Below are 18,542 nucleotides of genomic sequence, written 5' to 3' on the forward strand. Positions count from 1 at the left end.
ACCATCTCGTGCTTAACTATCGTCGAGTGCGAATCCCCAGCCCTTGGTTCCCCGCCCGGGGCACCGCTCTTTGGAGAAAGCCCATGGCCACGCTGCTGCACATCGACTCGTCCGTGTTCCCCGGCGGGGCGTCCTCGTCCCGATCGGTCGCGGACGCCTTCCGTAAGGCCTGGGAGGAGCAGCACACCGAGGGCGCGGTGATCTACCGCGACCTCGCCGCCGACCCTGTCCCGCACATCACCGCCGACGCCTGGTCCGCCGGTTTCGCCGCCCCGTCCGAGCACACCCCGGAGCAGTCCGCCGCGTTCGCCGCGCGGGTGCGGCTCATCGAGGAGCTGGAGCAGGCGGACGCCGTCCTGATCGGCGCCCCCATGTACAACTACTCGATCCCGTCGACCCTCAAGGCGTGGCTGGACAACGTGATCATGGTCGGCCGCACCTCGGGCGAGAACCCCTCTGCCAAGGGCACCCCGGTCACCGTCGTCGCCAGCCGCGGCGGCTCCTACGCGCCCGGCACACCGAAGGAGCCCTACGAGTACGTGCAGAACTACCTGGAGGCCGTCCTCGAGGGCATGCTCGGCCTGGACGTCGACTTCATCGTCCCGGAACTCACCCTGGCCCCCCGCAACCCGGCCATGTCCGAACTGGTCCCCCTCTACAAGGCCTCCCGCGAGCGCGCCTTCGAGGACGCGGCCACCAAGGCCAAGGAGCTCGCGGAGCGTCTCGCCGCGTAAGCCGCATGAGGCGCAAGCGCGCCCGCGCGACAGGCAACCGTCGCGCGGGCGCGCTTACGCCTCACCGCCTGCGGGATGGGCGAACCGGGTCAGCAGATCCGTCAGCTGCTCGGCCTCGCCCGGCCCCAGTTCGGCAACCAGACGCTCAGCCAGCGGCTCCGCCGCCACATGAGCTGCATCGAAAAGCTCGCGTCCCTGAGGCGTGATCTCCACCGCCCGCGCCCGCCGGTCCCCGGGAACGGCCTTGCGTACGGCCAGCCCCCTGCGCTCCAGGTCGTCCACGACCCGCATGATTCCCGCCTTGTCCGACCCTGTCACCGTCGCCAGGTCTCGCTGCATCGTGGGTCCGTGGTTGACCAGTTCGATCAGCACGGCGAAATGCCGCAACTCGATGCCGAGCGGCCGGAGCGCCTCCGTCATCACCGTGGCCGCGCGCCAGTGTGCCCGGCGCAGCAGTAACCCGAGCGCGAAAGGCGATGCATCCCCGGGGCGGTCGGTCGCACTCGAGGCGGTGGTTCGGCGAGGGACGTCGGCGGTCATGAGGTCACACTACAGCTATCTGTTCATTCGATACGGTATCGGTTGAAACCAAGTGCGGTGACGTCAGCTGCGCGGGTGTGCCGGGTGACAGACTGACGCCATGGATGAACGTGAATTCGGCAGGTCGGGTCAGCATGCGTCCGTCGTCGGCCTCGGCACCTGGCAGTTGGGTGCCGACTGGGGCGACGTCGACGACAAGGAAGCCCTCGCAGTACTGGAGGCCGCGGCGGAGTCGGGAGTGACCTTCTTCGACACCGCCGACGTCTACGGCGACGGACGCAGCGAGCAGACCATCGCCACGCTCCTGAGCAGCCGGCCGGATCTGCACGTGCTGGTCGCGACCAAGATGGGCCGCCGCGTCGACCAGATCCCCGAGAACTACGTCCTCGACAACTTCCGCGCCTGGAACGACCGGTCCCGGCGCAACCTCGGCGTGGACCGCATCGACCTGGTCCAGCTGCACTGCCCGCCCACCCCCCTCTACTCCTCGGACGAGGTCTTCGACGCCCTGGACACCCTCGTCGAGGAGGAGCGCATCGCCGCGTACGGCGTCAGCGTGGAGACCTGCGCCGAGGCACTGACCGCGATCTCCCGCCCGAACGTGGCGAGCGTGCAGATCATCCTCAACCCGTTTCGCATGAAGCCCCTGCGCGAGGTGCTCCCGGCCGCCCGCGAGGCCGGCGTCGGCATCATCGCCCGGGTGCCGCTGGCCTCGGGCCTGCTGTCGGGCAAGTACACCAAGGACACCGTCTTCCCCGAGAACGACCACCGCACCTTCAACCGGCACGGCGAGTCCTTCGACCAGGGCGAGACCTTCTCCGGCGTCGACTACGCCACCGGCGTCGAGGCCGCCGCCGAGTTCGCCGCCCTCGTCCCCGACGGATACACCCCGGCCCAACTGGCACTGCGCTGGATCGTCCAGCAGCCCGGCGTGACCACGGTGATCCCCGGGGCCCGCTCACCGGAGCAGGCCCGCGCCAACGCGGCCGCCGCCAGGCTGCCCGCCCTGCCCGACGCCACGCTCACCGCGATCCAGGACCTCTACGACCGGCGGATCAAGGACCAGGTGGAGGGCCGCTGGTAGCCGCTGTCCGGCGGGTGTCCGGGTGACCGCACGGCGGACCGTCGGTTGCCCGGACACTTCTGGCGCGCACGGGGAACCCGGGTGGGAAGGACGTCGGTCGTTCGCACCGGGAGGAACAGTGTCGATCACGGAAGGCAGTCCGAGCAGGCCCAGGGGGCGCAACGAGACCGAGGAGGAGAGAGCCGACCGCATGTGGGGGGAGCTCATCCAGGAGGTCCGCGTTGCGCAGATGGGCGTGCAGATTCTGTTCGGTTTCCTGCTCACCGTCGTGTTCACCCCCACGTACCGGACCCTGGAGGACACGGACCAGACGATCTACATCGTGACCGTCGTCCTGGGCGCCGCAGCGACCGGCGCACTGATCGGACCGGTCTCCCTGCACCGCCTTGTCTCCGGCCGAAGGGTGAAACCGCAGGCGGTGACGTGGGCGTCCCGGCTGACCTTCGTGGGGCTGGTCCTGCTGCTCGCCACCATGACCTGCTCGCTGCTGCTCATCCTGAGGGTGGCGACCCACAACCCCTATGTGCCGTGGCTGGTCACCGCTGTGCTCGTGTGGTACCTGCTGTGCTGGTACGCCCTGCCGCTGTGGACGCGGCACCACCATACGAGCCGGTGACGGACAGCGAGGCGGTGGCACCGACCGGGGCTGCTCAGCCACCGCCCCGCTCCGCCTCGGCGATGACCTCCGCCAGGAAGTCGTCGACGCGGAAGCGCTCCTGACCGGGCGCGACCACGTCATGGGTCCGGCGCAGGAACGCCTCGACCGCCGGGGCCCAGGCGAACACCACCGCGTGGTGCCGTCCGCCGTCCGGCCGGGCGGCGCCGAAGAACTCCATCCGCAGTTCCTCCCACGCCCCCGTCGACACCGGACGGAACCGCACGTCGCCCGTTCCGACCGGCCGGCGCAGCCCGTCCCGGAGCATCTCCCGGTCCAGCCGCCACCGGGCGAGCACCTGGCCGTCGTGACTGAACACCACGGTGACGGCGAACGGGTCGTCCGCGTCGTAGCTCAGGTGGGCGAGCACGGGGAAGCGGTCTGTGGCGCCCGCCTGCAGTTGCATGACCAGAGTCCTGTGCACGTAGGGGTTCACGAGGGGCCTCCGAGGAGAGCGGTCCTGGAGAGCCCAGGTACCCCGTTGTACGCGTGATGCTCAGTCAAGGGCGTCGCGCAGTGCGGGCAGCAGGGTCTTCGCCGACCAGTCCAGGTAGTCCGGCTGCGACTCGCCGCCGATCTGCACCAGGGCGATCTCGGTGAACCCGGCCTCGGCGTACGGGCGTACGGCTGCGACGAAGTCCTCCGGGTCGTCACCGCAGGGGATCGAGTCGGCGACGTCGTCCGGTGTGACGAACTGGGTGGCCGACTCGAAGGAGTCCGGGTGCGGCAGCTCCGAATTCACCTTCCAGCCGCTGCCGAACCAGCGGAACTGCGCATGTGCCCGCTTCACCGCCGTGTTGCGGCCAGGGTCGTAGCAGACGGGCAGCTGGCCCACGCGCGGCTTGCCCGCACCGCCGTGCCGGTCGAAGGCGTCCAGCAGCCCCGGCTTCGGTTCCGTCGCGATGACCAGGTCGGCGAGCCTGCCGGCCAGCGCGCAGGAACGTTCTCCGGAGACGGCGATGCCGATGGGCGGCGGCTCGTCGGGCAGGTCCCAGAGCCGGGCCGATTCCACGTCGAAGTGCGTGCCGCGATGGGTCACATGGCCGCCCGCGAAGAGCTCCCGGATGATGTGGACCGCTTCCTCGAGCATCTCGTGCCGCACGTCCACGGACGGCCAACCGCCGCCCACCACATGCTCGTTGAGGTTCTCACCCGACCCGAGGCCGAGCCGGAACCGGCCCTGCGACAACAGCTGCACGGTCGCCGCCTTCTGCGCGACCACCGCCGGGTGGTAGCGGAAGGTCGGGCACGTCACGTACGTCATCAGCGGGATGCGGGACGTCGCCTGCGCCGCCGCGCCCAGCACACTCCACGCGTACGGGGAGTGACCCTGCGAGCGCAGCCACGGAAAGTAGTGGTCCGAGGTCACCGAGAAGTCGAAGCCCGCCTCCTCGGCGCGCACCACATGGTCGACGAGCTCACGGGGGCCGGCCTGTTCGGTCATCATCGTGTATCCGATTTGCACCATGAAGGGCGAGTTTCCGCGTCGGGTCGGCAGAAACGGGGGGCTCAGTCCGAGGGCGTCCGGAAGGTCCGCAGGAAGGTGTCCAGGGCCTGCTGGTTCTCGGCGTCCGCCCAGTCGTCGGCGGGCGTGGTCCAGCGCAGCGAGTAGCCGCGGCCGGCTCCGATGAGGAAGCCGCGTCCGAAGGTGCGCACCACAGTGCCGTCGGCCTCGGCGACCCACTGCATGTCGGCGGCCTCGCGCTCCTGGTAGGTCGTCGCCTGGATCTCGCCGATCCGCCGGTAGTCGTCGGCCTGCTGCTTCAGATCCGGTTCGACGTCGTCGCGCCAGACGGCGACCGGGTCGTCGCCCACGCGTTCGCTGTAGGTCACCGCGAGCGTGCGCGGGTCGTCCGGCGCGCCGAGGACCACGCGGTACGCCAGGTCGGACGCGCGGCTGGTGCGCAGCGGCTGCCAGCCGTCCGGGAGGGCGATGGAGAAGCCCTCGGGCGAGTCGTAACGGCGGAAACCCTGCGGGAGGGCCGTCGCCGGGGCCGACGGGGTCGCGGTGGTGGGCGGTGCCGTCGGGGTCGGGGTCGGCGCCGGTGTCGACGGCGCGGACGGGCGGTCCGTCTGCGAGGGCGCGGCCGAGGTGGGGGGACTGGGCTGTGCCCCGGACGCGGAGGTGTCGTCGCCGGGCAGGTCGCGGGTCACCGCGAGGACGGCGACGGTGACGGTGACGACGGCGAGCGCCGTTCCGGCGAGCATGGTTCGTCTGCTCCACCCCGGTCCGGCGGCCTCGCGGGCGGCGGCGTAAGCGCGGCGCAGACGGGGCGTCGGCGCCGTCGGCAGGGCCGCGTCGGGGTCCTCGTTCACCACCCGGGTGAGGGCCTCGCGCACCACCGGCCGGGTCAGCCGCTCCCGGGAGTCCTTGCGCAGCAGCCCCTGCACGGCCTGGGTGAGGGGTCCGGCGCGCTGCGGTGTGCGCAGCGGGAGCCGGTCCACGCCCTTCAGCGTGGCCTCGGGCCGGTCCCGGTCCCGGAACGGCGGGCGCCCCTCGACCATGGTGTAGAGGATCGCGCCGAGCGCCCACAGATCGGCCGCCGGGCCGATCCGCTCGTCACGGGCCTGTTCGGGGGAGGCGTACGAGGGTGCAGCGAGCCGCGGTGCCAGCGTCGCGCCGGCCAGTCCGAAGCCCGCCACGACGACCGGGCCCTCCTCGCGGACGAACACCTGCCCGGGGCTCAGCTCGCCGTGTGTGATGCCATGACCGTGCGCCGCTTCCAGCACCTCGAGCAGCTCCAGCCCGATCCGCGCCGCCCGCACATAGTTGAACGGGCCCTGCTCGGTGAGGAGTTCACCGAGCGGCGTGCCGCCCACCCACTCGGTGACCGTCCACAGCGCGCCCGCCTCCTCCACGGCGTCGACGACGGGCGCGACCCGGCCGGGGCACAGTCGCCCCATCGTCTCCGATGTGCGCATGATGCGGCCGACCGTCCGGCGCGCCCTCTCGGCGCCGGGCTCGTCCGGCAGCCCGACCTGTGTCACCAGACAGGGCCGCCCGGCCTCGACGTCCTCCCCGTACCAGCACACCCGGTTGGCTTCGCGATGGACGGCCTCGAGGAGCCGGTACCTTCCGGCTACCAACTCGTGTGCGGAGACGTACGCCTTGCCCATGGTCATCCCTCGTTGAACGCCTGGCTCTCACCTTGGCCACTGGTACGCGGGGCGCGACGGCAGGCGTTCAACGCGGCGGGCGCATATTTGCGCCGGCCGGAACTTTTGACGATGCGTCAAAGAAGCCCGAAGCGGCCCGCCCAGGTCATCACGTCCGCGGTCGACGCATTGCCCCCGCACACCACCAGACCGAGCCGGCAGCCGTCGCCGATCCGTTCCACGACCCGGCGGGCGGCGGGCAGCAGACAGCCGGCGGCCGGTTCCGTCCACACCTTGGCGTGTTCGGCGAGGTCCAGACAGCCCCGTACGGCGTCCCGGTCGGGGACCACGAGGACATCGGTGACCAGGGCGGACACATGGTCGTACGTCAGCTGTGAGACCGCCGGAGCGCTGAGCGTGGACGAGATCGACGACAGCGCGACCGGCACCGGGCCGCCCGCCGCCAGTGCCTCGGACATGGCCTCGGCGCCCTCGGTCTCCACGCCCCAGATCCGCACCTCGGGGCGGCGTGCGCGCAGGGCCGCCGCCACACCGGAGATCAGCCCGCCGCCCCCGACGCTGACCAGCACGTCGGTGACCTCGTCCGCGTCGTCGGCGAACTCCAGCCCCACGGTGCCCTGTCCGGCGACGACCACGGGGTCGTCGAAGGGGTGCACCAGCGTCAGGCCCTCGTCCCGCAGCTCGGTCACGAGGCTGAACGCGCCGCCCATATCGTCGGTCAGGCGCACCGTCGCACCGGTGTCGCGGGCGATCTCGACCGCCCGTGCGGGCGCCGAGCGCGGCATGACCACCGTCGCCTTCACGTCGAGGGCGGCCGCCATGACCGCGAGGGCGATCCCGTGGTTGCCGCCGCTGACCGCCACGACGCCGGCGGCCCGCTCGGCCTCGCTCAGCGACAGCAGCTTGGCCGCCGCCCCGCGCGCCTTGAAGGAGCCGGTGCGTTGCAGGAGTTCCAGTTTCGCGGTCACCGGGACGCCGAGCAGTCCGGACAGGCCGGGGCTCGGCACCGTGGGGGTGTGAATGACATGTCCGGCGATCCGCTCGGCGGCGGCTTCGATGTCCGAGATGCCGATCAAGGAGCTCACCCTTCCGGCGCGGCAGCGTCGGTGGTGGGGCCGCGCCGTTCTGAACCCTGACGCGGCCGGGGCCGCTGGTCAACAGCGTTTCGGTGACCGGACGGCTCCTGCTACAGATCGCGCCGTACCAGGAAGTCCAGCAGCGCCCGCAGCTCGGCGACGGCCCGCGGCTGAAGCGGTATGCCCGTGAGGGCCGCGTCGGCTGCGGCGATGTGCCGGTGCGCCTCGGCCAGCGCTGAGGTACGGCCGCCCGCCTCGGCGATCAGCGCGGCCGCCTCGGCCGGGTCCCCGGCCGATTCCAGCAGCGCGGCGAGGCGGGCGGCGGCCGGATCGGGGGACTGCAGGGCGAGCAGCACCGGGAACGTCTTCCTGCGCTCCCGCAGGTCGGCGAGCACCGGCTTGCCGGTGACGGCCGGGTCGCCCCAGATGCCCAGCACGTCGTCCAGGACCTGGAAGGCGATGCCCAGCTGCCGTCCGGCGCGGTCGAGGGTGGCCACCGCGGCCGGTGGCGCGCCGCCGAGGAGGGCACCCAGGGCGAGTGCGCCGCCGAGCAGTGAGCCCGTCTTGTGCTCGGCCATCGCCCGGTACTCCGCGGGCCGCACGCGCCGCGGACCGCTCCAGGGCCGCTCGGCGAACAGCAGGTCGTCGGCCTGGCCGCGCACCAGATCGCCCAGCGCCCCGGACAGCAGACGCAGGGCGTCCGGGCCGGCCGGTGCCCCGGCGAGCGTCTCGACGGCCAGCGCGAACAGCGCGTCGCCCGCGAGGACCGCGGGGCCCGTGCCGTACGCCTTCCATACCGCGGGGCGGCGGCGCCGGGTCGCGTCGCCGTCCATGATGTCGTCGTGCAGCAGCGAGAAGGCGTGCACCAGCTCCACCGCGACCGCCGCGGGCACCCCGCACAGCCCGGGTGCGCCCGCGGCCTCGGCGCCGAGCACGGCCAGGGCCTGCCGGACCCCCTTGCCGCCCGGTGCGCCGGCCGGAGTGCCGCCCACCTCGCACCAGCCGAAGGAGTACGCGGCCATCTCGCCGACCCACGGATGCATCCGCCCGACGGCCTCCTGCAGTGCCGGCCGCACCAACTCCCGGCAGCGGACGAGGACTTCGGGAGCCGAGGCGGGCGCCTGGACGGCCGTGTGCAGCGCCGTCACCGTACGGCCTCCAGCGCCCGGCGCGTGTCGAGACCGAGCTCCTCCTCGGCCCGGGCCACCATCTCCCGCGCATGCCGCAGCCCGATCCGCTCCAACGTCCGGGCCAGGTCGGCCAGTTCGGCCGCGGTCTCGGTGCGGTCGCGGCCCAGCCGGGCCAGGGACTTGGCCAGGCCCAGCCGGGCGAGCGCCTCCCCGCGCGGTTCGCTCATGGCGCGGAACTCGGCGAGTGCCTGCTCGTACAGGTCCCGGGCCTCGGTGTACCGCCCGGCGCGGTAGTGGACGTTGCCGCGCATCTTGTGGTTGTACGCCAGCGCACTCGTCAGGTTCATCGCGCGGCAGGTCGTCTCCGCCTCGGACAGCAGGGCCAGCGCCCGCTCCGTGTCGCCGTCCCGCACGGAGACGACGTCGGCGAGTCCGCGCAGTGCCCAGGCGTGGCCGCGCCGGTCGTCGGCGCGCGCGGCGATCTGTGCCGCCTCCTCGAACAGGGCGTACGCCCGGTCGTAGGCACCGGAGTTGCGGTGCATCTGCGCGATGCCCTCCAGCGCCCACACGGTGTGCCGCGCCTCGCCGCGCCTGCGGGCCTCCGCCAGAAGCTGCTCGTGCAGCCTGCCGACGGCCTCGTAGTCGCCCTGGATGCGGCCGGTCTCGGCCAGGCCCGCCAGCGAGTAACCACGCACCACGATGTCGCCGCCCCGCTCACCGAGTTCGGCCGCGAGCCCCAGCAGCCGCCGGGCCAGGGCGAACGCGCCGCGCTGCCGGGCCAGGGTCCCGCCGCTCCACAGCGCCCAGGCCATCGCGGCGGTGTCCCCGGCGTCCCGGGCCGCGCGGTAACTCGCCTTCCATGCCCGGTCCGCGTCCCGCACCTGTCCCAGCCGCCGGTGCGCCTCGGCGACCGCGAGGCCGCAGCGGGCCACTTCGCCCGGCTGCCCGGCCCGTTCCGCGGCCCTCAACTGCTCGGTGCCGGTGGCCAGTACGTCGACCAGTGAGGAGTTCACGGACAGGGTGGTGAGTGCGCCCTGATACTCCGGGGCGACTGCCTTGCCGTACATGGATGCCCTTCGCCGTCACGGCTGTACACACCATCTCTACACTGTGTGTATACATGGCGTGTATAGCGCCTTGGAAAGAAGCCCTGGCCCCCCGGAGAGGGCCAGGGCCTCACCTGCTGTGGATCAAGACGTCGGCGCGTGCGGCGAAGTTGCCCGTGAGGCGCAGATCACGTCAGTGGCGCTCAGTGCTGCTGCGCCTTGGGCGGTGTCGCTTCGCTCGGTCGCACCACGACGTACCCCTCGCCCTGCAGCATCAGCTGGACGGCCTCCCCGGAACCGCCGCGCAGCATCGAGCCGATGGACTGGGAACGGTGCAGCGAGGTCTGCAGCCCCGCGGACCAGCCGACCACCGCGTCCGTGTCGACGTACACCGGGTACTGCGCCGAGACCGGGATGACCAGCGGGTTGCCGTCACACACCAGCCCGAGCCTGCCGTGCCCCGTGAAGACGCTGTTGAACAGGCCGCCGCCGGTGATCCCCGCGCCCTTCACCGTGGCGATCCGGTACGCCAACGAGGCGTCGAAGCACAGGACGTTGCGGCCGTTGACGGTGAACTCGTCGCCGGGCTCGACCTCGACGATGAAGCAGTTCTGCGCCTCGTGCGCGAACCAGGCCTCGCCCTGTCCGCGCACCGCCATAAGGGGCAGCCCTTCGCCGGTGACCGCGCGCTTGAGCATGCCGCCCACGCCCTGGCCCTTGCGCTCGAACGCGAGGTTGCCGCGGTAGGCGATCATCGCGCCCTGGCGGGCGAACATCTCGCTGTCGACCGCGTATCTGATGCACTTGGCGTTCTCGACAGTCATGCCCGGCGCCGTGGCCGGCTGCACCATGTGCTCGCTGGAAAAGAGGTCACCCTTCATGGGGGCATCCTGTCCGGAGGATGTGGTTTCGCCAAGGTCGCGGGCCGGTCGGGGTGGTGTGTCGTCATGCGCCGAAGAGCTGGGTCCAGTACGTCCCCGCCCGGCCGCCGCCGGCGAAGCCGATCCCGATGTGGGTGAAGCCGGGCTTGAGGATGTTGGCGCGATGGCCGGGGCTGTTCATCCAGCCGGTCACGACTTCGGCGGGGGAGCGCTGACCGCAGGCGATGTTCTCGCCGATCGAGCGCCGGGTGGACCCCGCGGCGGCGGCCCGGTCCCAGGGCTGGCTCCCGTCGGGCGCGGTGTGGGAGTAGAAGTCCCGGGTCACCATGTCCGCACTGTGCGCCTGTGCGGCCGTGGTCAGCACGGGGTCGACGGTCAGCGGCGGCAGACCGGCCCGGGTGCGTTCACGGTTGGTGAGCTCGACGACCTCGGCCGCCGTGCGGGTCAGATCGGCCGGGGTGAGGGGCCTGGCCCACAGGGCGGTCCAGTACGTGTCCCCGGAGCGGCCGCCGCCCACGTACGCCAGGCCGGTGTGGATGAAGGCCGGGTCGTGCAGCGTGCGGCTGGGTCCGTCCGTGCGCAGGCAGTAGTCCACGAACTCCGCCGGCGTGCGCGGTCCGGAGACGAGATGCTCGCCGACGGTGATGTACGCGTACCCGGCGGCGGTGACGCGCTGGTGGACCGAGACGCCGTCCCGGCTCTCCACGCCGAGCCGTCCCGCCGCCGCCATGGCCGCGGCGTGTTCACGGGCCGCGGTGGTCAGGCGGGGGTCCGGGGAGACGGGCGGGGAACCCACGCGGGCGCGGGCGGAGTTGACCAGGCTGAGGAATCCGTCCGGGTCGGGGGCGTCGCGCACCGGGCCGGAGGGTGGTCCGGGGTGGGGTGGCGTGTCGTCCAGCACGTCGACACCGAAGTCGCGGGCCAGGCCCGCCAGTCCGTCGGAGTACCCCTGCCCGAGCGCTCGCAGCTTCCAGCCCGCACCGCGCCGGTATATCTCGGCGAGCAGCAGGACGGTCTCCTGGCCGGGGCGCGCAGGAGCGAACCGGGCCAGCGTGCGGCCGGCCGGATCCGTGACGTACAGCGTGGGCGCGGGCAGTCGGCCCAGCTCAGTGCCGGGGTCGGCGGGGCTGACGACCACGGTGACCCGGGTGGCCCCGGCGCGCAGCCGCGGCGGATCGACGGTGAGCGTGTCGCCGCGCAGCCGGGCTCCCGGGGCGGCCGGCTGGTTGTAGAAGACGAAGTCACCGTCGCCCCTGACCTTGCCGCCGTCGTCCGTGATGAGTGCCGACACGTCGAAGGGACCGGGAACCCGCACGGTCAGGGCGCCCCCCGGAAGGGGCAGATTGCCCCCGGGGACCAACTCGCTCATGGTGCCGCCCTGTTGTAGGCCGAGGTCTGGTGGGGTTGCTCGGACAACGTCCATCGTCGGACGACGGTTCCCGACAGGCTGCTCACCTTAGATCATTCGACATGTCGTTAATTTTGCCTCGTATTTGAAGAGTAAATGCTCTTCTCGTCGATGCTCCGACGAGTTCTGCTTCTTTCATTGACAGTAGAAAATAAGGCCCCTAGGTTCTCGGCCATGCGCTCGACCTCTCCCGCCGAGACGTTCCCGGCCGCCACGCCCGCCGCTTCGCAGATCTTCACCACCGTCCTGTCCCACGGCCCTCTCACCCGCTCGGAGATGGCCGAGCGGACCGGGCTGTCCGCGGCGGCGGTGACCAAGGCGGTCCGGCCGCTGATCGAGGCCGGATACCTGGTCGAGGACACGGACGAAGAGGCCCGTCGCGCGCTCGGCCGGCCCGCGAACCCGGTGCGGGTGGAAGGCGGTCGGGCCCTGTTCATCGGCGTCAAGGTGACCGGCGACGAACTCATCGGCGTCCTCACGGACCTGTGCTGCCGCATCCGCGTCGCCTGGCACGTGCCGCTGCCCGACCGTGCCCCCGAGCCGGTGCTGGCGGCGATCGCGGACCTGGTACGGGAACTGCTCACCGAGGCGGACGGCTTCGGGGTACCGGTCCTCGGCCTCGGCCTCGCCGTCTCCGGTGACGTCGACCGGGCCGCAGGAACCGTCCGTTACTCGCCCTTCCTGGAGTGGCGGGACGTGCCGCTCGCCGAACTCGCCGCCATGACGACCGGGTTGCCGGTCACCGTCGACAACGACGTACGTGCCCTGACCGTCGCCGAGCAGTGGTTCGGGGCCGGAGTGGGGCTGTCGGACTTCGCCGTGGTGACCGTCGGCGCGGGCATCGGCTGCGGTCTGGTCGTGCACGGTCAGGTGGTCGCCGGCGCGCACGGTGTGGCCGGTGAGATCGGCCATGTGGCCGTCGACCCGGCAGGGCCGCCCTGCCACTGCGGCAACCGGGGCTGCGTGGAGGCGATCGCGGGGGACACGGCGATCCTCGCCGGGATCAGGGAGGCGACCGGCGTGCAGGTCGCCGACTCGGCGCAGGCACTGGCCCTCGCCCACCGCGGCGATGCCGGGGCCCGCGCGGTGTACGCGCGCGCGGGGGAGGCGATCGGCCGTGGCATCGCCACGGTGGCCAACCTCCTCGGACCCGAGCTGGTGATCATCTCCGGTGAGGGGCTGGCCGCCTACGACCTGTTCGCCGAGCAGATCCGCGACGCCTTCGCCGCGGCCGCGTTCGGCTCCGCCGCCCGGTGCGACGTACGGACCCGCCCGCTGCCCTTCGAGGAATGGGCCCGCGGCGCCGCGGCCACCGCCATCCAGAGCTTCATCACCACGGACCGGAACCAGCCCTACCCCACTCGCAGCTGAACCGACCCCCAGGAGGCACGACCCATGCGGTCATCCTCGTACTCCGTCCTGCCCGAACGCGGTCTGAGAGCCGTGGTCGTCCTGGCCGTCACCGCGGCCCTCGCGACGGCCGCCCCGGCCGCGCACGCGACCCCGGACACCGACGCCGGCCCGGCGCTCGCGGCCAAGCCCTACATGGGCTGGTCGAGTTGGAGCATGCAGTCGTCCAAGTACCCGGGACTCAACCCGGACGGCGACTACAGCTACCTCACCGAGGCGAACGTCCTGAAGCAGGCCGACGCCCTCGCCAAGAAGCTGAAGCCGTACGGCTACGAGTACGTCAACATCGACGCCGGTTGGTGGCGCGACCAGGCCTGGAAGCCCGGGTTCGACGAGTACGGCCGTCAGAAGGCCGACCCGGACCGCTTCCCCAGGGGCATGAAGGCGGTCGCCGACGACATCCACGCCAAGGGTCTCAAGGCCGGCATCTACCTCCCCGTCGGTCTGGAGAAGGAGGCGTACAACGACGGCAAGACACCGATCCGGAACGCCGAGGGCTGCACCACCGCCGACATCGTGTACGACGACCTGCGCACCACCAACGGCTGGGACAGCGCGTACAAGATCGACTTCTCCGGCCCCTGCGCGCAGAAGTACATCGACTCCCAGGCGCAGCTGTTCGCCGACTGGGGCTACGACTTCCTGAAGCTCGACGGCGTCGGCCCCGGCTCCTTCAAGAGCGGCGACCAGTACAACAACGTCGCCGACGTGGCCGCCTGGCAGAAGGCGATCGCCACGACCGGACGTCCGATCCACCTGGAGCTGTCCTGGTCCCTGGACATCGGACACGCCGAGGACTGGAAGAAGTACTCCAACGGCTGGCGCATCGACACCGACGTCGAGTGCTACTGCAACACCCTCGTCACCTGGGAGAACTCCGTCGACGACCGCTGGGACGACACGCCGGCCTGGACTCGGCACGCCGGCCCCGGCGGCTGGAACGACCTCGACACCCTCAACGTCGGCAACGGCGAGATGGACGGCCTCACCAAGGCCGAACGGCAGAGCTATGCCACCCTGTGGGCGATCGCCAAGTCCCCGCTCTACACCGGCGACGACCTCACCAAGCTGGACTCCTACGGCCTCTCCCTGCTGACCAACCGCGAGGTCATCGCGATCAACCAGGGCAACACCCCGCCCGCGAAGCCGGTCACCCCGTCCGACCCGCAGCAGGTGTGGGCGGCGAAGAACCCCAATGGGACGTACACGGTCGCGCTGTTCAACCTGGCCGACTCCCCGGCCTCGGTGAGCGCGAACTGGGCCACCCTCGGCTTCACCGGCAAGGCCTCGGTGCGCGACCTGTGGAACAAGGAGAACCTCGGCACCTACACCAACAAGGTCACTCAGGCGCTGCCCGCCCACGGCTCCCGCCTGTTCACCGTCACGCCGCGCGGCACCGCCCTGACCTCCACCGCCTACGAGGCCGAGGCCTCGGCAAACACCCTGAGCGGCAACGCCTCGGTCGCCGACTGCTCCGCCTGCTCCGACGGCCGCAAGGTCGGCAACCTTTACCTCGGCGGCAAGCTCACCCTCAACAACGTCGTCGTCGACAAGGCCGGCACCTACCAGATCAAGGTCGCCTACATCAGCGGCGACTCCCGCTCGGCCGACGTCTCCGCCAATGGCGGCGGCGCCACCCGTCACAAGTTCCCGTCCACCGGCGACTGGGGGACGGTGAACAGCGTCTACGTACCCGTGACGCTCAAGGCGGGCACCAACACGATCACCTTCGACAGCGGTTCGGGCTATGCGCCGGACATCGATCGGGTCGACGTACCGAAGTCCTCCTCCTGACCCTCCCCCGGGGGCCCGGCCCTGCGCCGGGCCCCGCCCCGACGTTCTCCGGAGCCGCACATGAACCCGCGCTCTCCCGACCCCAGCAGAAGAACCCTGCTCTCCCTCGCCACGACGGGCTCGCTCGCCGCCGCTCTCGGCGGCCTGCCCGCCTTCACCGCCTCCGCAGCCCCGCAGCGCCCGGCAACCTCGCCGCTCCTCACCGGTTCGGCCCGCAACGAACTGTGGTGGCAGGCCCCCAGCGACGAGGGCTCGCTGATCGAACAGGGCCTGCCGGTCGGCAACGGCCGCCTCGGCGCCCTCGCGAGCAACGATCCCGGCCGCGAACTGCTGCTCATCACCGACGCCACCATGTGGACCGGCGGCCTCAACGACACCCTGGACGCGGACGGCCAGTTCCCCTACAGCCGCGCCGACTTCGGCTCCTTCACCCTGCTCGCCCGGCTGACGGTCGACATCCCCGACCACGACCTGTCCGCCGTCTCCGGCTACCGCCGTACCCTAGACCTCTCCCAGGGCCTGGTCACCAGCTCCTACGTCCGCTCCGGCGTCACCTACAGCCGGCAGATCTTCGCCAGCCGGCCCGACGACGTGATCGTCCTGCACTTCACGCAGAGCGGCGGCGGCCGGTACACCGGCTCCGTCACCCTCGGCGGCACACACGGCGAAAAGCCTTCGCAAGCCGAGTCGTTCGGAGCCTCCCTGGTCAACGGGCTACGCTACGGCGCCGCCGTCAAGGCCTACGGCGCCGGCGGCAAGGTCGCCGTGAACGGCACACGGATCGACTTCTCCGGGTGCAGGAACCTCACGGTGGTGGTCAGCGGCGGCACAAATTACGCGCCCGACGCGGCGGCGAACTACCGCAACCCGTCCCTCGACCCCGAGCAACTGGCCCGCACGAAGGTCCGCAACGCCGCCCGGCACTCGGCCGACACCCTGCTGCGCACGCACGTCGCCGACTACCGTGCCCTTTATGACCAGTTCGGCCTCTCGCTCGGCGCCTCCACGGCCGCCCAGCGCGAGCTGGACACCTGGGAACGCCTCAAGGCCCGCGCCCGCGACGGCATGCCCGACCCCGAACTGGAGGCTGCCTACCTCCAGTTCGGCCGCTACCTGATGATCTCCGGCTCGCGCGGCAGCCTGCCCCTCAACCTCCAGGGCCTGTGGCTGGACGGCAACGACCCGGACTGGATGGGCGACTATCACACCGACATCAACATCCAGATGAACTACTGGATGGCCGACCGCGCGGGCCTGTCCCAGTGCTTCGACGCCTTCACCGACTACTGCGTCGACCAGCTCCCGTCCTGGACGAGGCTCACCCAGACCCTGTTCAACGACCCGCGCAACCGCTACCGCAACTCCACCGGCAAGATCGCTGGCTGGACCGTCGCCATCTCCACCAACCCCTACGGCGGCAACGGCTGGTGGTGGCACCCGGCGGGCAACGCCTGGCTCTGCAACAGCCTGTACGAGCACTACGAGTACACCCAGTCGCGGGAGCACCTGGCGAGGATCTACCCACTCCTGAAGGGCGCCTGCGAGTTCTGGGAGGCTCGGCTGCTCACCACAACGCTCCCCGGCACCTCGACGGAGGTGCTCATCGCCGACAGCGACTGGTCGCCCGAGCACGGCCCGCTCGACGCCAAGGGCATCACCTACGCCCAGGAGCTGGTGTGGTCGCTGTTCGGCAACTTCTGCGCCGCGTCCGCCGAGTTGAAGAAGGACACCGGCTATGCCGACACGATCGCCGGCCTGCGCAGGAAGCTCTACCTGCCGCAGGTGAGTCCGAAGACGGGCTGGCTCGAGGAGTGGATGTCGCCGGACAACCTGGGCGAGACGACCCACCGGCACCTGTCCGGACTGGTCGGGCTGTTCCCCGGTGACCGCATCCGCCCCGACGGCTCCACCCCGAAGGACATCGTCGACGGCGCCACCGCCCAGCTCACCGCCCGCGGCATGGAGAGCTTCGGCTGGGCGAACGCCTGGCGCAGCCTGTGCTGGGCCCGTCTGAAGAACGCGGACAGGGCCTACCAGCTCATCGTCAACAACCTCCGCCCGTCGACCGGCGGCAGCAACGGCACCGCGTTCAACCTCTTCGACATCTACGAGGTGGAACAGGGCCGCGGCATCTTTCAGATCGACGCCAACTTCGGCACCCCGGCCGCCATGATCGAGATGCTCCTCCACTCCCGCCCCGGCCACCTGGAACTCCTCCCCGCCCTCCCCGACGCCTGGGCCGCGTCCGGTCACGTCACGGGCGTCGCCGCACGAGGCGGCTTCGTCGTGGACCTCGACTGGCGGGACGGGAAACCGACCTCGGCCCGGATCCGCAGCGTCGGCGGCCGGACCACGACCGTGGCGTACGCGGGCGTCCACCACACGGTCACGCTCGAACCCGGCGAGTCCGTCACGCTCCGGGACTTCGTCCGATGACCGCCCGGTTCGCCCGACCGGGCCGCCTGATCGCGGTCCTGGCCGTCGCCCTCGCCCTCCAGGGCACGCCGACGTCGGCGCAGGCGGCGACGGCCAGGCACGACGTCATCACCTGGGGCGCCAGTGCCGACCGCATGGGCGACGGGATCCCCGACCGTAGCTACCGGCTCGTCGTACGCACCAGCGTCGGCGGCGACGACCTGCGCATCCGGCTCTCCAACGCCTTCGGCGACCGGCCGGTGACCTTCGACAGCGTCTACGCCGGTGTGCGGCGGACGGGCGCCGAACTGGTACCCGGCAGCAACCGGCGGCTGACCTTCGACGGCGCGCGCTCCGTCACCGTCCCCGCGGGCGCCACCGCCTACAGCGACCCGCTGCCCGGCCGGCTGCCCGCGGCGACGGACCTGGTGATCAGCCTGCACAGTCCGGACGCGGCGGGACCGGCGACCGGCCACTGGATGGCCATGCAGACGTCGTACGCGGCCCAGGGCGACCGCACCGCGGAGGAGGGCGCCACCAACTGGACGGACACCGTGGGCTCCTGGTTCTACCTCGACGCCGTCACCGTCCGGACGAGCGCGTCGACCGGCGCGGTCGTCGCGCTCGGCGACTCCATCACGGACGGCTGGCAGTCCAGCACCGACCTGAACCGCCGCTGGCCCGACTACCTCGCCCGCCGACTCCGTGCCGCGACCGGTACGACCGTCAAGGGCGTGGCCAACGAAGGGATCTCCGGCAACAAGGTCCTGGCCGACGGCGCCGGGCAGAGCGCCCTCAACCGGCTGGACCGCGACGTCCTGTCCCACCCCGGCGTCCGGACCGTGTTCCTCTTCGAGGGCGTCAACGACATCAAGGCCCACACCGGCGTGACCGCCGAGGATCTCATCGCCGGCTACCGCGAGATCGTCGACCGGGCGCACGCGGCGGGCAAGTGTGTCGTCGGCGCCACCGTCGGGCCCTTCAAGGGCTGGTCCGAATGGGATCCGGCCGCCGAAGCCGTACGTCAGGAGGTCAACGCCTTCATACGGAACAGCGGGGAGTTCGACGCGGTCACCGACTTCGACCGCATCCTGCGCAACCCCTACGACCCCGAGCGCATCCTTCCGTTCTTCGACAACGGCGACCACCTGCACCCCAACGACAAGGGGATGCAGGCGCTCGCCGACGCCGTCGACATCGAGAGCCTGGACTGCGCATCCGGGTAGTTCACGGACGGCCGTCGGCTGCCCCG

16 protein-coding genes are annotated in these 18,542 nt (G+C 71.4%); 7 read left to right on the plus strand and 9 right to left on the minus strand.

The genetic code is table 11. The features are described from left to right. Nucleotides 1-83: 83 nt before the first annotated feature. Nucleotides 84-734: an FMN-dependent NADH-azoreductase gene (locus ACFVJQ_RS28035; protein ID WP_385514917.1), complete on the plus strand. Its 651-nt coding sequence runs from the start codon at nt 84-86 to the stop codon at nt 732-734. A gap of 54 nt (nt 735-788) precedes the next feature. On the opposite strand, the gene ACFVJQ_RS28040 is transcribed toward ACFVJQ_RS28035, so the two are convergent. Then, nucleotides 789-1,274, minus strand: coding sequence for a MarR family winged helix-turn-helix transcriptional regulator (locus ACFVJQ_RS28040; protein ID WP_385788052.1), 486 nt, complete (start codon nt 1,272-1,274; stop codon nt 789-791). 100 nt (nt 1,275-1,374) lie between these two features. Here ACFVJQ_RS28040 and ACFVJQ_RS28045 point away from each other — a divergent pair, with 100 nt between their 5' ends. Together ACFVJQ_RS28045 and ACFVJQ_RS28050 are read left to right on the plus strand one after the other, a co-directional pair. Continuing rightward, nucleotides 1,375-2,358, plus strand: a complete 984-nt coding sequence (locus ACFVJQ_RS28045; RefSeq protein ID WP_385788055.1) for an aldo/keto reductase — start codon at nt 1,375-1,377, stop codon at nt 2,356-2,358. Nucleotides 2,359-2,476: 118 nt separating this feature from the next. Next, on the plus strand, nt 2,477-2,974 hold the full coding sequence (locus ACFVJQ_RS28050) for a DUF6328 family protein (protein WP_385788057.1): 498 nt from the start codon (nt 2,477-2,479) through the stop codon (nt 2,972-2,974). A 34-nt stretch (nt 2,975-3,008) separates the two neighbouring features. On the opposite strand, the gene ACFVJQ_RS28055 is transcribed toward ACFVJQ_RS28050, so the two are convergent. The 8 genes from ACFVJQ_RS28055 to ACFVJQ_RS28090 all read right to left on the minus strand — a co-directional run bounded on the left by ACFVJQ_RS28055 (nt 3,009) and on the right by ACFVJQ_RS28090 (nt 11,632). After that, nucleotides 3,009-3,449 (minus strand): SsgA family sporulation/cell division regulator, encoded by a 441-nt coding sequence (locus tag ACFVJQ_RS28055; protein WP_385788060.1) that lies wholly within the window; start codon nt 3,447-3,449, stop codon nt 3,009-3,011. A gap of 60 nt (nt 3,450-3,509) precedes the next feature. Beyond that, the gene (locus ACFVJQ_RS28060) at nt 3,510-4,481 is read right to left on the minus strand and encodes an LLM class F420-dependent oxidoreductase (protein WP_385788063.1); all 972 of its coding nucleotides are present in this window, start codon (nt 4,479-4,481) and stop codon (nt 3,510-3,512) included. 41 nt (nt 4,482-4,522) lie between these two features. Further along, nucleotides 4,523-6,136 carry a serine/threonine protein kinase gene (locus ACFVJQ_RS28065; RefSeq protein ID WP_385788066.1) on the minus strand — a complete coding sequence of 538 codons (1,614 nt, stop codon included), beginning with the start codon at nt 6,134-6,136 and terminating at the stop codon, nt 4,523-4,525. Nucleotides 6,137-6,246: 110 nt separating this feature from the next. Next, the gene (locus ACFVJQ_RS28070; RefSeq protein ID WP_385516461.1) at nt 6,247-7,206 is read right to left on the minus strand and encodes a threonine/serine dehydratase; all 960 of its coding nucleotides are present in this window, start codon (nt 7,204-7,206) and stop codon (nt 6,247-6,249) included. Nucleotides 7,207-7,316: 110 nt separating this feature from the next. Beyond that, a complete protein-coding gene (locus ACFVJQ_RS28075) occupies nt 7,317-8,354 on the minus strand; it encodes a polyprenyl synthetase family protein (protein ID WP_385788069.1) in 1,038 nt (345 codons plus the stop codon). Then, complete coding sequence (locus ACFVJQ_RS28080; RefSeq protein ID WP_385788073.1) at nt 8,351-9,403, minus strand: tetratricopeptide repeat protein; 1,053 nt, start codon at nt 9,401-9,403, stop codon at nt 8,351-8,353. Before ACFVJQ_RS28080 ends, ACFVJQ_RS28075 begins: the two co-directional genes overlap by 4 nt. 182 nt (nt 9,404-9,585) lie before the next feature. Continuing rightward, complete coding sequence (locus ACFVJQ_RS28085; protein WP_385788076.1) at nt 9,586-10,263, minus strand: AIM24 family protein; 678 nt, start codon at nt 10,261-10,263, stop codon at nt 9,586-9,588. Nucleotides 10,264-10,327: 64 nt separating this feature from the next. After that, a complete protein-coding gene (locus ACFVJQ_RS28090; protein WP_385516468.1) occupies nt 10,328-11,632 on the minus strand; it encodes a CAP domain-containing protein in 1,305 nt (434 codons plus the stop codon). Nucleotides 11,633-11,845: 213 nt separating this feature from the next. Between ACFVJQ_RS28090 and ACFVJQ_RS28095 the strand changes: the two genes are divergently transcribed. From ACFVJQ_RS28095 to ACFVJQ_RS28110, 4 genes are read left to right on the plus strand one after another with little or no spacing between them, the layout of a single operon-like run. Then, nucleotides 11,846-13,042: an ROK family protein gene (locus tag ACFVJQ_RS28095; RefSeq protein WP_385788080.1), complete on the plus strand. Its 1,197-nt coding sequence runs from the start codon at nt 11,846-11,848 to the stop codon at nt 13,040-13,042. Nucleotides 13,043-13,066: 24 nt separating this feature from the next. Further along, a complete protein-coding gene (locus ACFVJQ_RS28100) occupies nt 13,067-14,875 on the plus strand; it encodes an alpha-galactosidase D (protein ID WP_385788083.1) in 1,809 nt (602 codons plus the stop codon). Nucleotides 14,876-14,935: 60 nt separating this feature from the next. After that, nucleotides 14,936-17,311 carry a glycoside hydrolase N-terminal domain-containing protein gene (locus ACFVJQ_RS28105; protein WP_385788086.1) on the plus strand — a complete coding sequence of 792 codons (2,376 nt, stop codon included), beginning with the start codon at nt 14,936-14,938 and terminating at the stop codon, nt 17,309-17,311. Beyond that, nucleotides 17,308-18,516 carry an SGNH/GDSL hydrolase family protein gene (locus ACFVJQ_RS28110; protein WP_385788089.1) on the plus strand — a complete coding sequence of 403 codons (1,209 nt, stop codon included), beginning with the start codon at nt 17,308-17,310 and terminating at the stop codon, nt 18,514-18,516. The genes ACFVJQ_RS28105 and ACFVJQ_RS28110 overlap by 4 nt, the downstream gene beginning before the upstream one ends. The last annotated feature ends 26 nt before the right edge of the window (nt 18,517-18,542 follow it).

Origin of the sequence: Streptomyces sp. NPDC127197 (genome assembly GCF_042672405.1) — a bacterium.
Lineage (GTDB): Bacteria > Actinomycetota > Actinomycetes > Streptomycetales > Streptomycetaceae > Streptomyces > Streptomyces flavusporus.